The sequence below is a fragment of the Halobacteriovorax sp. genome (assembly GCF_048381875.1).
Lineage (GTDB): Bacteria > Bdellovibrionota > Bacteriovoracia > Bacteriovoracales > Bacteriovoracaceae > Halobacteriovorax_A > Halobacteriovorax_A vibrionivorans.
This window is the reverse complement of the sequence record NZ_JBLXBP010000002.1, coordinates 734,335-749,228: the sequence shown is the minus strand read 5'-3', so window position 1 is coordinate 749,228 and position 14,894 is coordinate 734,335. Positions and strand designations below refer to the sequence as shown.

Genomic DNA, 14,894 nt, shown 5'->3' with positions numbered 1-14,894 from the left:
AATAAGCGCTATAATATCCCCTATGGATAATATGAAACTTGTATTTTATGGTGCCACTTCAACAGTAACCGGGTCTAAGACATTATTAGAAATTAATAATAAGAAGGTACTTGTTGATAGTGGAATGTATCAAGGTGATAAAGATTCTACGAAAAAGAATCAAGTTCTTCCCAATTTCAATATTAATGAAATAGATGCAATCTTTTTAACTCACGCTCATTACGATCATTGTGGCTACTTACCTGTGCTAATAAAGAATGGCTTTAAAGGCAAGATCTATTGTACAGAGGGAACACGTAAGATTGTTGAGCTTATTTTAAGAGACTCTGCTAGTATTCAAGCCTACGAGTTTAAAGAAGGCAAGTCTCAATCGATCCTATATGATCTTGATGATGTTGATGCAACTCTAAGTCATCTAAGGTCTGTAAGTTTAAATAAATGGTATGATAAAGGTTTTCGATTTATCTATGAAGAAGCGGGTCATATCCTAGGTGCCGCCAATATCACATTTGATAATGGGGCTAAAAAGATATGCTTTTCTGGTGACGTTGGAAGAAGAGATGATCTAATCCATAATCCTCCACAAAAGAATATTCAAGCGGACTATCTTGTTTTAGAGTCAACATATGGTGATCGACTTCATAAGAAAGAAGACTCTATTGAAATATTAAAAAAACATATTGAACGAGTCATCTCGACAAATGGCGTCTTACTTATCCCTGCTTTTGCTGTCGCAAGGGCCCAAGTTCTGATGTATCTCCTGTCAGAGCTATTTACAAAAGAGCCTCAAGTAAAAATACCTGTCTATCTAGATACTCCAATGGGTGTAAGGGCCACAAGGCTCTATATGGGCATGGCCGAATCGCTAAAAGTTGAACCTGAACAATTTAATGAAGCAATGAAATCTGTGAAGTTTATAGAATATAGCTCCGATACAAAAAAGCTAGCTAGAACAAAGAAACCATTTATTCTAATTAGTTCGTCGGGAATGATAAGCGGTGGAAAAGTTCTCAAATACATGGAAATGTATGGAAAACATGAAAATAACACTATTCTTATAACTGGATTTCAAGGTGAAGGAACAATCGGAAGGAAGTTAGTAGAAGAAGAAAGAGAAATTTACTTACTTGGACATAGTATGGAGGTTAAGGCACATGTGGAGAAACTCGAGTCTTTATCTGCTCATGCTGATCGAGATGAATTAATCGAATTTATTCAAAAAGTTGGGCCATCGTTAAAGAAAGTCTTCTTGAATCACGGAGAAGAAGAAACAGTTATACATTTTGCAAAGAGTATTGAAGAGCGATTAAAGATTAAGACCATCAATGTTGAAGATGGTAAGACATATCTTTTGGATAGTTAATGAGCGCTAGAAAAAATAAAAAGCTTAAGTACTTAATTCGAAAAGTGAATCGTACGTATGAAGAATTTGATAAGAAGAAGTTTGCAAAAAGTTTAAAAGCTGCTGGTGTATCGAAAGAGGACACTGAAGATATTGTTAATGAGGTCTATCAGGGACTAGAGCCCCTATCATCAACAACCAAAATACATCAGCAAACATATCGAGCTTTAAAGAAGATCTCCAAAGTCGATGCAGCTAATTATAATATCAAAAGGGCCATCTATAAATTAGGTCCAACAGGTTATCCTTTTGAAGTCTTATGTGCAGAGATGCTGAAGGCCAAGGGGTATGAAACTCAAGTTTCTGTTTTAAAAAAAGGAGTGAATGTTCTACATGAAGTGGATGTCGTCGCGGAACGTGCTGATGGTGATATATATTGTGAATGCAAATTTCACAATCGCAAATACTATAAGAACGATGTGAAAATTCCTCTCTATGTTCATTCACGCTACCTAGATATAAAAGAGGCCAATCCAGAGTTAAACTTTCAATATGCACTTATGTCCAATACTCAATTTTCTGAAGATGCTATTGCCTATGCTAATGGAGTAGGTCTGCTTCTTTATTCAATGAATTACCCTAAGAAGAATACTTTCTGCCAATTGATTCAAAAATATCGTATCTATCCAATAACAGCTTTATCGACTTTAAGGGCACGAGAGAAGAAGGCCCTATTGCAAAGAAATATCGTCGTTATTAAGCACTTAGAAAGAAAGCACCTTGAAAAGCTTGGTCTCTCAAAGAATGAAATCAATAAGGTCATGAGAGAAGTTAAGCTACTTCTTAAGCGAGATTAATCTAGAGGTACCTAATTTTAGGTGTTTAGCTCTGGTAATTATTACAATTTTCCTACGAAATGATCGTGCTCAAACATGAATATGTCATAATTCTGCCATGCATCATTATCATTTAGGGAGAATAAAATGAAAAGAGTAATGTCTGGAGTTCTTTCAGTTCTTATCTTGTCCACATCAGTTAGTGCTCATGCTTCTGATTTTGAGAGTTATGTGAGGACTATTAAGAATGCAAAGCTAGATTCACAACTTGAAGCCGAAATCAAAGATGTTGTATCTCGAAATAAATTACCACTTACTCGTCCAGAGTTTTGTCCACTAAATAACACTCGCTCATATGAACAAGCATTAACAAGTCTAAAAAATATTGTAACGGTATTTAAAGATGATTGTTTTGATGGGAATGAGTCTTTAATTGGAAACCTTATTGATAGTTCAAATGAGTTAGAAACTGAATTAAATAAATTGAAAGAAGAGCAAGGAAAAGAAACGACAGATGTAATCCCAAGTAGTGAAGAGGTAACTGTGGATGGTATTCCTGTAGCTCAAGTAATAAATGGGGTAAATACGTTATTTTCAAATAATAGTTGTTCTAGTTTAGAGAGAACTCCTTTCTTAGAACGATCAGCAGATATCATTCAAACATTTTCACAATTTGGTTTATATTCGCCATCTGGAATTACTGTTGCATATGGTGGATTAGCAGTTGCTTCAATCTTAAGATTTGTAAGCAATATCTTTAATGATAGATTTGAGTTTGAAAATGAAGAAGATATAAATACTTTCGTAAAACTTAATTGTGCTTACTATGATGTTCGTAATCAGGTGAAAGCTTTAGAAATTTTTGATATTGACACTCAAAGACACTATACAGACCGTGAGCTTTCAAAAGCACTTGTTGCACAAATTAAAAAAGATTATGAATCATTAGCAAAAGCGAAAGAAAATGTTGAAGCAGAGTTTGAAAAGATTAAGTCGGCGGAAGTTAATAAGATAGATGCAGAAGTTGAAAAATTAATTTCAGGTCTCTATGAGAAAATGAAAAATCCTCTATCAGATCTGCCAGGAAAGTCTGCTCGCTATCAGCAAGCTGAGGTTTTAGGAGAGTTGGCTTTTTCTAAAGATTTATTAGAAGAGTATCTAGATTCTTATATTTCAGAGTCTAAAGGAGCTGATCGCTTCTTAAATATTTTATTTAAGCAGAAGCTAAGTCTTTTGGATAATCCTATGGCACTTATGAAAATGAGCGTGAAAGACTTTAACAAAGAATTTCTTGCTGATATGGCAAGCTCTTTCAATCGTGTTCTTAAAAACATTAGTGCAAAAAGAGAGAAAGCAAGATCTATATTTGATGATACATATATTATCTCTTTGGGTGATGAAAATATAACAGTGAAAGAGTATAAGGAACTTTTAAAGAGTGAAGATCTTAAAAAGAGAGAAAAGAGAATCACTGATGCTTTAGCTGCAATTTCAGATGTCGACAATAGGCTTGCTGCGATTATTGCAAAAAAAGAGTACTCATCTGAAGACTCTAAAGATGGTGATCTAAGAGAAATTATTAAATCATTAGATATCATTAGAAATCATGTATACGGAAAGTATGGACGTGAATTTGTCGATAAAATGAGAAGTATGGCAGAAGATCAAAATAAGAACTTTAATGATAAGTATAAAGATTTAGAAAAGCATTACAATATTAGTAAATCTGGTGAGTCTGATGACTTAGGCGAAGATAGAAAACTAAATGCTTGTGTTGATGTTCAAACAACTCGAGAAGTATGGGTTTATGCTCAAAAGTTATCAGAGCTTGGTTATGACTTTTTGGCCACAAATAATGATATCTTTGGAGATGCAGATAATAAGGATCGCAGAAAAATTAAGTCTCATAATGATTCAGCAATTCTAGCAAGAAGAATCATTACTGCTAGAAATTACTTAAAGAAAATCTCAATGCAAAGAGAATTAGGAAGAAGTGAAGTTGAAATTGAAGGAGAGACTTACTCATTAGAAGTTGCTGATAATGTTGCTCGTACGATTAACTTTTACGGTAAAGAGTTGACATTAGAAGAGGCCCAAGAGTACCTGGATGATAAATTTGGTCATAAGGGATTAAGAGCAGACCGCCTAGGTCAAATAATGATGGAGATTGTTAATAATCGCGATCGAACAGTTGGCCTACAAAAGTTTTATAAAAAGAATAAATGTTCTAATTTAACAACAATAACAAGGTAAAGAAAGGCCCTATTTTAGGGCCTTTTTTTTTACTTACAATTAACCTTCTTTAAGTACTCTGAGTCTTTTTCTATTGCTACAAGTACAACTGATTTTTTTAATTAACTTGTATGGAGGGGAAATGAAAAGAGTTCTTACAACAACGCTATTTTTATTGAATTTACTTATTGCACAAGGTGTGAGCGCACAAAGTTTAACTGAAAACAATGGGACGGAATACGCCCTTACGGACTCAGTAAAGTCGCTAAAGATTCATTATTCAACTCATAATGGAGCAAATGTTAAGGCATTCTTAAGGGGGCGTGAGTTAGTTAATTCTGTAATTCAGGGGATTATTGATGATGGGTTTACTCCTGTTCAGCCAAGTTTAGATATTGGAATTAGCCCAGTAAAGATGCCTGAAGGTTTGAGTGTTTTAAAAGATGGAAGGCTTTTAATTTCAATTACGATTGATGAAGATAGTTTAGAAAGAGTTCTACTTGGTTACTTTAGTTTTGAAGCTGTGACTGAGGATGGGGTGATGTTCTTTTTACATAACCAGTCTAATACTGATGAATTTCACTTAGGAAAGGATCTTGTTCTATCAGTCATTGCAAAAATTAAAGATAGCGGCTTTGTATTGGATGTAAGTCGATTAGAAATTGGTATTTCACCTGTAACGATGTCAGGTGAACATATTATTGAGAAAGATGGAAAATTATTAGTATCGACAGAAGTTAATCTTGATAATCTTGAAAGAACGCTCTTAAAGTATTTTTCTTGGCCGTAGAGTTTTGCCAAGCCACTATCAAGCATTACTCCGCCTATATTCTCTTTTTGAATGAGAAGATGGACCAATTTTTTCGCTTTTGAAACAGTACACCTGAATCTATAAAAAAAATAAAAAAGCCAGACTCAAGGTCTGGCTTTTTTAAAACAATCCGAATGGTTCGAATAGCTTAATAAATGGTGCCTCGAGCGAGACTTGAACTCGCACGCTATTGCTAGCAACGGATTTTGAATCACACGTGTCTACCATTCCACCACCGGGCCTTATTTGGATCTATATCAGAGTATCTACTATAAAGGTCATTTATTCATTAAAACTTAATATTTCTTAAGATGGTGCCCTCTGTTAATGACACTTTTTATGTATTGAAATTTAGTAGGAGGAAGAGAGTGAAAAGGTAAGAAAAATAATCTCTATTCAAATGAGTCATTTCATCTATAATGGAAGTAAATATTATTTAAGGTGAAGTATGTTATTCTTTAGAAAAAATGTTATGGCCTTTACTGGTCTTTTCTTATGTGTCTTTCTAGTTGTTCACTTAGGAGGGAACTTAATTCTGCTTCTCCCTCCACATATTTCTCATGAACTTTATAATATTTACTCTCATAAACTAGGAGAGAATATTTTTATAAAAGTTGTTTCTATAGCACTCTACTTATCAATAATCTTACATTCGATATATGCCTTTTTAATAACAAGAAGAAATGTATCTTCGAGAGGGCAAAAGTATCATGTTAATCATGCTACTGAGAGTAGTTCGTGGACCTCTCAGAATATGGGGCTTCTTGGTTTTACCATTTTAATTTTTATTATTGTTCATATGGCAAATTTTTGGGCGAGGATAAAGTTAGGAATAGGAGAGAGTGTCCCATTGGACTCCAATGGTTTAAAAGACGTCTACATCGTAACTACATCTCTTTTTAAGAATCCATTATATGTTTTATTCTATTCTTTTTTAATGATCCCACTTGCTCTTCATATAAAGCATGGCTTCTCGAGTGCTTTTAGAACACTTGGTCTCTACAATTTAAAGTATATAAAAAGAGTTTCATTTATTGGAAAAATATTTTCCACAGTTGTGCTTGTTGGATTTGGAATCATTCCAATTGTCGTTTACCTAAGGAGTCTTTAAGTGAAGTTAGATGCAAAAATTCCCGAGGGAGAACTTGAAAAGAAATGGTCCAACTATCAAGATAAATGCAAGCTTGTAAATACTGCCAATAAAAAGAAGTTCGAGGTCATTGTTGTGGGGTCTGGTTTATCTGGCGCCGGAGCAGCAGCAACTCTAGCGGAGCTAGGATATAAGGTAAATTGTTTTTGCTATCAGGACACTCCAAGAAGGGCGCACTCTGTAGCAGCTCAAGGTGGGGTTAATGCAGCCAAGAATTATCAACATGATGGAGACAGTGTCTGGCGTATGTTCTATGACACTCTAAAGGGTGGAGACTTTCGTTCTCGTGAGGCTAACGTTTATCGCTTGGCACAGCTTTCAGCTCCACTTATTGATCATTTTACTCAACAGGGCGTTCCTTTTGCGAGGGAATACGGAGGAGTTTTAACGAATAGAAGTTTTGGTGGAGTACAAGTTCAAAGAACTTTCTATGCCAGAGGTCAAACTGGTCAACAACTCTTAATTGCTGCCTACTCTCAGTTATCAAAAATGGTGGCCAGTGGCGGAGTGAAAATGAATACTCGAGAAGAGATGCTTGATCTTGTTGTTATTGATGGAAAAGCGAGAGGAATTATCACGCGAGATTTAGTTACAGGCGAAATTAAGCGCCATAGTGCCCATGCAGTAGTCCTTGCTACTGGAGGATATTCGAGAGTTTTTAGGCTCTCAACTCTAGCAATAGGGTGTAACGGCTCTGCCATTTGGGCCGCTCATAAAAAGGGAGCGTACTTTGCCGGGCCTAGCTTTACTCAAATACATCCAACAGCTCTTCCTCAGTCCAGTGATACACAATCTAAATTGACTCTCATGTCAGAGTCTCTTCGAAATGATGGCCGAATTTGGGTGCCTTTAAAGAAAGGTGACACAAGAAAGCCTGGAGAGATTCCAGAAGAAGAGCGAGATTACTATCTTGAGAGAAGGTATCCTAGTTTTGGAAATCTCTGTCCAAGAGACATTGCTTCAAGGGCGGCCAAAGAGAGAATTGATGCTGGACATGGAGTCGGACCTCTTAAAAATGCAGTCTATTTAGATTTCAAGCATGCAATTGCCAAGCAGGGTGAAGATAAAATTAAAGATAAGTACGGAAACCTCTTTAATATGTATTTAAAAATCACAGGAATTGATGCTTATAAAGAGCCAATGAAGATTTCTCCAGCCGCTCACTTTTCTATGGGAGGTCTTTGGGTTGATTACGAGCTTATGACAACTGTTAATGGTCTCTATGCTATTGGTGAGGCGAATTACTCCGATCACGGAGCTAATAGACTGGGAGCGAACTCACTTCTTCAAGCAAGTATTGATGGTTACTTTATTCTTCCTAATACAATTAATAACTACCTCGCTGGTGAGTTAAATCATGAAATTCCGACTGTGGAGCACGAAGAATTTTTAAAAGCAGAAAAGATGGTGAAAGAGAAAATTGAAAAACTTATTAATATCAATGGAACAAAAACGGTTGATGACTTTCATAGAGAACTTGGTGCAGTCATGTGGCAAGAGTGCGCGATGAGTAGAAATCAAAAAGGATTGGAAGACGCCATTGTTAAAATAAAAAAGATTAAAGAAGAGTTTTGGAAAGAAGTAAGTATTTCTGGATCAGATAAAGAGTTAAATACTGAGCTAGAAAAAGGTCTCAGGTTATCTGACTTTATTGAGCTTGCTGAACTTATGTGTGTAGACGCTCTTCAAAGAGATGAGTCATGTGGAGCGCACTTTAGAGAAGAATTTCAAAGTGCAGAGGGAGAAGCTGTGAGAAATGATGAAGACTATAGCTACGTTTCTGCATGGGAATATAATAATGGAGACTTTAAACTTCATAGAGAAGAGTTAGAATTTGAATTCGTTAAACCTACTGTAAGGTCGTATAAATGAAAGTTGTATTTAAGATATGGAGACAGAGTAATAAAGATTCTGAAGGTGGCTTTGTCTCGTACGAAGTTGATAATATCTCAGAAGAGATGTCTTTCTTAGAGGCATTAGATGTGCTTAATGAGAAACTTGCTAGAAAGGGAGACTCTGTCGTTGCATTCGATCACGATTGTAGAGAGGGAATTTGTGGGCAATGTGGAGTTTTCATTAATGGTAGAGCACATGGACCTCATGCTAATACAACGACCTGTCAATTACACATGAGAAGTTTTAAAGACGGTGAAACAATCGTCGTAGAACCTTGGAGAGCGAAAGCGTTTCCAATTATAAAAGATCTTATTGTAGATAGAAGCTCTTTTGATCGCATTATTCGAAGTGGTGGATTTATTACAGCTAAAACTGGTACCGCTGCAGAGGCCAATTCAATTCTAATAGGAAAAGAAGTTGCAGATGCAGCAATGGATGTTGCTGCATGTATTGGGTGTGGTGCTTGTGTAGCGACTTGTAAGAACTCTGCTGCTGCACTCTTTACATCCGCTAAGATTAGTCATCTAAACTCATTGCCACAAGGAAAACCTGAGGCAAATGAGAGAACTCTTAAAATGGCGGAACAAATGGAGTTAGAAGATTTTGGGCATTGCTCATTTACGGGTTCTTGTGAAGTTGAATGCCCTGAGAATATCTCAATTTCAAATATTGCAAAGATGAATTTTGATTTACTTAAAGCTAAGATTTTGAAGAAATAGAACTCTCTTTCGAGAGTTCTATATTTATTCTAGTAGAGTCCTAGAATTTTCCACCAGATTCCTCCGACAGTCATCCAGATAATAATATTTAAAATTGAGAGTCCAAAACCGAGTTTCCACCAGTCTCCAAGATCAACAAACCCGGACCCGAAGAAAACAGGCGCTGGTCCTGAACCATAGTGAGTTAAGCATCCAAAAAGATTTGAAAAGAATCCTAATGAAATCGCCATAAGAGCAGGGGGGACACCAACGCTAATACCTACGAGCATAAATACTGATGCCATAGCTGTAACATGGGCAGTAGATGATGCAAAAATATAGTGAGAGTAAAAGTACACACCTAGTAAAATTGGGAAGGCCGTTGTCCATGCTAATCCAGAAACTTCTTTAGAAACAAATTGGCTAAACCATGGGATGAAGCCTAGTGAATTTAGAAAACTTGCCATCATCACAAGAACTCCAAACCAAATAAGAGTATCCCAAGCACCTTTTTCGCTTTTCACATCATCCCAAGTCAAGACACCCGTGATGAGTAAAATGGCAAGTCCTCCAAATGCAGTCGTTGTTGAAGCAATTCCTAAACTTCCTCCAAAAATCCAAAAAACAATTAAAAAGAGAAAGACTGCAATCATTGTCCATTCAGATTTAGTCATAGGACCCATTTTTTGTAGGTTTTCTTTTGCGTGCTCTTTTGCGTTTGGCGTCTCTGTAATTTCAGGTTTGAAGAATTTATAAATGACAAGTGGGATAATGATAAGTGAAATAATCCCTGGAACTAATGCGGCCAGTGCCCAGCTTCCCCATGTGATTTTTACTCCATGTTCTCCTGCAAATTGAGCAATGAGAGGGTTCGCTGCCATCGCTGTCATGAACATGGCCGAAGTAACCATATCCACTTGAAAACAACTGAAAGTCAGAAATTCACCCATCTTCTTTCTAGAGGGCTCATGCGGGTCTGAACCAAAGCTATGTGAGAGTGATTTCATGATTGGAAAAATGACTCCTCCAGCTCTCGCAGTATTAGAAGGAGTTACTGGTGCTAGAATTAAATCGGTAAGAGCTAATCCATAAGAGAGGCCAAGAGTTTTCTTTCCAAGAAGGTAGATGAAGAAGTAAGCAATTCTTGTTCCAAGCCCCGTTTTAATAAAACCTCTCGCAATGAAGAATGCAATAACGATGAGCCAAATTGTACTATTCGAAAAGCCTGTTAGAGCTTCCCCTTTAATTTTCAATATTCCGGTAAAGAGTGCAACTGCAAGCCCTGTCATACAAATAGAACCCATTGGAAGTGCTTTTAAGATAATTCCAAAGATTGTTGAGAGGAAGATTGCAAAGAGGTGCCAAGCTCTTGGTTCCAGGCCTTCGGGAGAAGGAATGAACCAAAGTACGAGACCAATCATTAGAGTTATCGCCAGTTTAGGTAGGCTAACTTCTGAATTTTTCATAGGTATCCTTATTTTAAGTAAATAATTTCTATGTTTTATTCTAACTGGAAATATAAGGATTTCAAAACGATTGTTAACTAAATTGTATAGAGATTGATCAATTCTTGTAATGTTTTCAGCTACTCCCATTTTTACTGATTGAAATCTTAAAGTCGCAATAATTAAAAAAAATTTACATGGGATATTTAATGGATAGAAGACCTCTAAAGGTTCGAGGCGCGACTTGGGCCATATGTTTGGCCCACTCTAAAGGATTATATTCTTCTGTTTGATTTTCTTCGAAATTTTCTGATTTATCGATGTTGCTATAAAAAGAAGAGGTTGGTGCCTCGAGCGAGACTTGAACTCGCACGCTATTGCTAGCAACGGATTTTGAATCCGTCGTGTCTACCATTCCACCACCAAGGCATAGAGATACGTGAGTTATAAGTCTATTCATATATGAAATATCAGTCAATTATTAATATTATTAGTCTTTATTTGCGCCATGCGCCATGACTGAGTTTTTAATAATGTTGTTTTAAAATAAAAAACCTTCATTTAATAATTTACCTTTCTTAACTTATTGCATGTGAATGCAGTTCCGAAAAAGTTTACGTAACTATAAAAAAGGAAAAGTTATGAAACTAGGATTTGCAATTGTATTTTTATGCCTAATCTCATTCTTTGTTGGACGAGGCACAAGTGTCATGTCGACGGCATTCACTGAAACCAAGCAGTATTTTAAAAATCCAATGATGAATGCTAAAGAAGATAAACTTGTATCACTTGAAAATGGAGCCAAAGTCACTCAAGAGACAAAAGATTATTTAAATCTTCCATCAGAAAGTGAGAAGAGAGGCTCTTATGATAAGTTGACAACAGTTAACTTAGGAAACGGTCTTTACACTATTGGAAGTGAGAGTATTGTAAACTCGCATTTCATTGTAGGCAAGGGTGGAGTCATTATCTATGATACTGGAGATAATGCCCATGACGCAAAACAGTTCTATAGTGAAATGAGAAAGGTCACAAATTATCCTGTTAAGGCCATCATCTATTCTCATGAACATTATGCACTTGGTACTAAGTATATTGTTGATGAAGAAAAGAAGCGTGGAAATTCAAGGATTCGAATCATCGGCCATCCGGATACAAATAAAGAAATGCTAACAACTGGAGGAGTTTCAACTCTTCATCCAGAGGTTGGAGGTGTTCTTATGGCAAGATCAGTTGAACAATTTAATCTCTATCTTCCAGACTCAGGTCCTGATGCCAGATTTAAAAATACCATTATTCCAGGAGCCTCTGGATTTGTACCTGTAAATACTCCCGTTAAAGATGGTCAAAAATTAACAGTGGCTGGAATTCAGATGGTCTTTTATACAGAAGGAGTTGGAACTGACACTAATAATCAAGTTCTCGTACATATCCCATCTAAGAAGGCAGTTTTAAATAATGTCATGTGGGGCTGGTACCCAAATATTTATAGTCTGCGTGGTGGACGTTATCGAAATCCATTAGGATGGAAACAGTCAGTTGAGTTAATCAAAAAATTAAAACCTGAAGTTCTTATGAGTACACATTCGACAAGTGTTGTTGGAGCAGAGAAAGTTGCACAAAGATTACAAAATTATCAAGATGGCCTGTCTTATGTTCTTGATCAAACTCTCAAGGGCATTGCACTTGGTATGGGGCCTGATGAACTTCGCTATTTTGTAAAACTTCCTGAATATCTTTCAGAAGAAGCGACATTGATTCAAAACTATGGCCCAATTTCGACAATGGCCCCTCGTATTTTTACAGCAATCTTTGGGCAATTTAATCGTGATGCGACAACTCTGTTTAAGCTTCACCCAAAAGATGAAGCTAACCGTATGGTAATGTCTATGGGTGGGGAAGCACGTGTTAAGTATCTTGCAGATAAGGCTTATCGTGATGGTGATTACCAGTGGTCTTGTCAGTTAGCACGATATCTAGTGGATGTTAATGACAGCAAGGATAATCGTAAGATTAAGGCAAATTGTCTCAATGAAATTGGATATAGAAGTCTTGCGACAACAGCTCGAAGCTGGGCCCTTAGCCAAGCAAGAGAAGCTGAAGGTAAAGCTGCAATAATTAAGAATGCACCAGCAGATAAGACTCAAGTTGTTAATAATGTTGGTGACTTTGTGAACTACTTTAGGATTAGAATTAATCCAGAGCAGTCAGTAGGAACTAGAGAATTTATTTCTCTGGATTTTGGCAACGGTATGAAATATGGACTAAATATTAGAAATGCAGTTGTTGACTTTGTTGATGATCAAAAGAGAATCGAAAAGGAAAAAACTGTCGAATTAAGAATGAAGCCTGAAGTATGGGTGAGTATCTATAATAATCTCGATAATGTTGAGAATTTAATTCAGCAAGATCTCGTTTCTGTGACAGAAGGTTCAAATGAAAAAGCGATCTCTGCTTTTTCTAAATTTGATATGATTTATGATTGGCAAAATGATCCCGCTCTTAAGCAGCTCGTTGAGCGCTCAATTGCGAGTGAGCAAGAAGACTAGATTTTGTGCCCCTTCCTTTTAAGGGAGGGGCTTTCTTAATAACGATAAAGTCTTTTTCGTATCGTATTTAAAAATATCTTTTGAAATATATTTTTGAATCTTAGAATTATCAATAACACATGAATACATAAGAAAGTCTAAAAAGTACCCCGGAAATGTCCATAGCTTTTTAAATACTTTAGAAACCACTCCTACAGTGAATATAGGAAATGGGATATTCTTTGTACCGATGATTTTCTTTGCTTCTTGTAAGGAGATTGTCTGGTCTGGAGCAACATTATATACACCTGTTGGAACTTTATCTAATGTTTCAAATAATATATTGGCCATATCATATTCGTGAATGAATTGAAGAATCGGATTAAAGTCAATTGGAACAGGTGTCATATGTGATGTTAGGTACTTTGTGATTGTATTATCAATTTGAGGCCCAATAATATTACATGGCCTTAGCACAACAGTCTCAATAGAATCTTGATTTTTCCACATCCAGTTCGTACATAGAGCATCAACTTCAGTAACATCTCTTAATTCTGAGTGTTTGATACTTGCTCTAAGAGGGAAGTCTTCAGTAATAAAAACTGGATTATCTGCAAGTGCTCCATAAACATGGTATGAGCTTAATAGGATATATTTCTTTACTTTATTTTTCTGTGCTAATTCTAAAACCTTATTTGTATTGACGAGACTAAAACTTAGGCGTTGTTCGATTGTTCCGCCTGGAGGGGTGAGACGTCCAAGTTGATAGATGGCATCGAATTTATTTTCTCTAAAAAGCTTCTCAAAATTTCTTCGAGTATATCTCATTCTTTCAAAAGAGAAGTTCTCAAAGTCGATATCATTTTTTAAGGCCCTTGTATCGATCCCTATGACACGACATTCACTTCTGCGTTTTGACAGTATTCCACAGAGAATATTGGCAAGTCCACCAGCGGCACCAATGATAAGAATTGAAGGTTGCTTGTTCATTAATTTGCATCCTTTTTTTGATCTTTTGAGAAGATCCAAGGTCTTCTTTTTTCTCTTCCCTCATTAATCATCTCTTGAATTGTTCTTTCAATCTCTCTTATATGTGGTGTGATCAAATGGTCTTCACTTTCTGAATTAATATCAGTTGGAAGCTCTATTGGTTTACCGACATGAATATCGATAGGAGAAGGTAGAGGAAAGTAATTGGCACTTATGGGTAATGCGGGAAGATTAAGTGCTTGGGCAATCCCTTTAGCTTGATATACATAAGGGAAAACTTCTTCAGCTCCAACAACTGCAACGGGAAGTATTTTAACTCCGCTTTTAAGGGCCATACGATAAAACCCTGTTGTAAAGTCCTGAAGTTTGTAAAAGTCACTGGTACTCTTTGATACTCCACGAACACCTTCTGGGAAGATGAGTAGAGATTCTTTTCGTCTTAAAAGATTTAGGCAATTGTCGCGGTCACCTAAGACTGCTCCGCACTCAGCAGACCACTTATTTATAAAGGGAAGCGCTGTAAAAAACCTCTCAACCATTGGCCTTAAGACTCTTGGTTTATCAACTTCAAAAGCAAAGGCACAGCCTATTAGTAGGCCATCAATCGCGATTTGTCCTGAGTGGTTTGAGATAACCATATAATGTTCGTCTTTAATATTTTCTTTACCAAAGAAGCGTACTTTAAAATAATGCTGATATATGGCGTAGAGTATTTCGATACTCTTTCTGGCCTTTGGGATATTTAGTCCCCAAGGGTCTTCATTTTCACCGTATTTTTCAAGAAGTGCTTGATAAGATTTCTCAACTTGTTCTTTTTCTTTACTGGTAAGCATCTCTAAGTAAGCTGAGAGCTTTTTTTCAAGAACTTGTTCAAAACTAATGAATTTTTTAGTGAAAAAATCTAATGAAATCATACTCAACTTTTTGTAAGATGTTGCTATAACAATTATTGGGGAAACCCTTACT

General features: G+C 36.3%; 11 protein-coding genes and 2 tRNA genes. 8 read left to right on the top strand and 5 right to left on the bottom strand.

Annotation, left to right across the window (positions count from 1 at the left end; translation table 11 throughout):
• Positions 1-22 precede the first annotated feature (22 nt).
• The 4 genes from ACN5L8_RS07915 (at position 23) to ACN5L8_RS07900 (ending at position 5,200) form a co-directional block, all read left to right on the top strand.
• Positions 23-1,363, top strand: a complete 1,341-nt coding sequence (locus tag ACN5L8_RS07915; protein WP_419172777.1) for an MBL fold metallo-hydrolase RNA specificity domain-containing protein — start codon at positions 23-25, stop codon at positions 1,361-1,363.
• Positions 1,363-2,199: a restriction endonuclease gene (locus ACN5L8_RS07910; protein ID WP_334678763.1), complete on the top strand. Its 837-nt coding sequence runs from the start codon at positions 1,363-1,365 to the stop codon at positions 2,197-2,199. Before ACN5L8_RS07915 ends, ACN5L8_RS07910 begins: the two co-directional genes overlap by 1 nt.
• A 126-nt stretch (positions 2,200-2,325) precedes the next feature.
• Positions 2,326-4,431 (top strand): hypothetical protein, encoded by a 2,106-nt coding sequence (locus ACN5L8_RS07905; RefSeq protein WP_419172776.1) that lies wholly within the window; start codon positions 2,326-2,328, stop codon positions 4,429-4,431.
• 121 nt (positions 4,432-4,552) lie between these two features.
• On the top strand, positions 4,553-5,200 hold the full coding sequence (locus ACN5L8_RS07900) for a hypothetical protein (protein WP_419172775.1): 648 nt from the start codon (positions 4,553-4,555) through the stop codon (positions 5,198-5,200).
• Positions 5,201-5,377: 177 nt separating this feature from the next.
• Here the strand turns inward: ACN5L8_RS07900 and ACN5L8_RS07895 are convergent.
• Positions 5,378-5,462: transfer RNA gene (locus ACN5L8_RS07895), tRNA-Leu, on the bottom strand.
• Positions 5,463-5,669: 207 nt separating this feature from the next.
• Between ACN5L8_RS07895 and ACN5L8_RS07890 the strand changes: the two genes are divergently transcribed.
• From ACN5L8_RS07890 to ACN5L8_RS07880, 3 genes are read left to right on the top strand one after another with little or no spacing between them, the layout of a single operon-like run.
• Entirely contained in the window at positions 5,670-6,332 is a 663-nt protein-coding gene (locus ACN5L8_RS07890) for a succinate dehydrogenase cytochrome b subunit (RefSeq protein WP_419172774.1), read from the top strand.
• Positions 6,333-8,243 (top strand): fumarate reductase/succinate dehydrogenase flavoprotein subunit, encoded by a 1,911-nt coding sequence (locus tag ACN5L8_RS07885; protein WP_419172773.1) that lies wholly within the window; start codon positions 6,333-6,335, stop codon positions 8,241-8,243.
• Positions 8,240-8,986: a succinate dehydrogenase/fumarate reductase iron-sulfur subunit gene (locus tag ACN5L8_RS07880; RefSeq protein ID WP_419172772.1), complete on the top strand. Its 747-nt coding sequence runs from the start codon at positions 8,240-8,242 to the stop codon at positions 8,984-8,986. Before ACN5L8_RS07885 ends, ACN5L8_RS07880 begins: the two co-directional genes overlap by 4 nt.
• Positions 8,987-9,015: 29 nt before the next feature.
• Here the strand turns inward: ACN5L8_RS07880 and ACN5L8_RS07875 are convergent, their stop codons facing one another.
• Positions 9,016-10,431 carry an anion permease gene (locus ACN5L8_RS07875; RefSeq protein WP_419172771.1) on the bottom strand — a complete coding sequence of 472 codons (1,416 nt, stop codon included), beginning with the start codon at positions 10,429-10,431 and terminating at the stop codon, positions 9,016-9,018.
• Positions 10,432-10,753: 322 nt separating this feature from the next.
• Positions 10,754-10,839: transfer RNA gene (locus tag ACN5L8_RS07870), tRNA-Leu, on the bottom strand.
• Positions 10,840-11,051: 212 nt separating this feature from the next.
• Here ACN5L8_RS07870 and ACN5L8_RS07865 point away from each other — a divergent pair.
• Complete coding sequence (locus tag ACN5L8_RS07865) at positions 11,052-12,959, top strand: alkyl sulfatase dimerization domain-containing protein (RefSeq protein ID WP_419172770.1); 1,908 nt, start codon at positions 11,052-11,054, stop codon at positions 12,957-12,959.
• Positions 12,960-12,977: 18 nt separating this feature from the next.
• Here ACN5L8_RS07865 and ACN5L8_RS07860 read toward each other — a convergent pair whose 3' ends face one another.
• Both ACN5L8_RS07860 and ACN5L8_RS07855 read right to left on the bottom strand, forming a co-directional pair.
• Positions 12,978-13,928 (bottom strand): NAD-dependent epimerase/dehydratase family protein, encoded by a 951-nt coding sequence (locus tag ACN5L8_RS07860; protein WP_115362041.1) that lies wholly within the window; start codon positions 13,926-13,928, stop codon positions 12,978-12,980.
• Positions 13,928-14,842, bottom strand: coding sequence for a lysophospholipid acyltransferase family protein (locus tag ACN5L8_RS07855; RefSeq protein ID WP_419172769.1), 915 nt, complete (start codon positions 14,840-14,842; stop codon positions 13,928-13,930). The genes ACN5L8_RS07860 and ACN5L8_RS07855 overlap by 1 nt, the downstream gene beginning before the upstream one ends.
• Positions 14,843-14,894 lie beyond the last annotated feature (52 nt).

Coding starts and splice junctions, on each gene's coding strand:
- ACN5L8_RS07915 (WP_419172777.1), top strand. CDS start 23: ATGGATAATATGAAACTTGTATTTTATGGTGCCACTTCAACAGTAACC.
- ACN5L8_RS07910 (WP_334678763.1), top strand. CDS start 1,363: ATGAGCGCTAGAAAAAATAAAAAGCTTAAGTACTTAATTCGAAAAGTG.
- ACN5L8_RS07905 (WP_419172776.1), top strand. CDS start 2,326: ATGAAAAGAGTAATGTCTGGAGTTCTTTCAGTTCTTATCTTGTCCACA.
- ACN5L8_RS07900 (WP_419172775.1), top strand. CDS start 4,553: ATGAAAAGAGTTCTTACAACAACGCTATTTTTATTGAATTTACTTATT.
- ACN5L8_RS07890 (WP_419172774.1), top strand. CDS start 5,670: ATGTTATTCTTTAGAAAAAATGTTATGGCCTTTACTGGTCTTTTCTTA.
- ACN5L8_RS07880 (WP_419172772.1), top strand. CDS start 8,240: ATGAAAGTTGTATTTAAGATATGGAGACAGAGTAATAAAGATTCTGAA.
- ACN5L8_RS07875 (WP_419172771.1), bottom strand. CDS start 10,431: ATGAAAAATTCAGAAGTTAGCCTACCTAAACTGGCGATAACTCTAATG.
- ACN5L8_RS07865 (WP_419172770.1), top strand. CDS start 11,052: ATGAAACTAGGATTTGCAATTGTATTTTTATGCCTAATCTCATTCTTT.
- ACN5L8_RS07860 (WP_115362041.1), bottom strand. CDS start 13,928: ATGAACAAGCAACCTTCAATTCTTATCATTGGTGCCGCTGGTGGACTT.
- ACN5L8_RS07855 (WP_419172769.1), bottom strand. CDS start 14,842: ATGATTTCATTAGATTTTTTCACTAAAAAATTCATTAGTTTTGAACAA.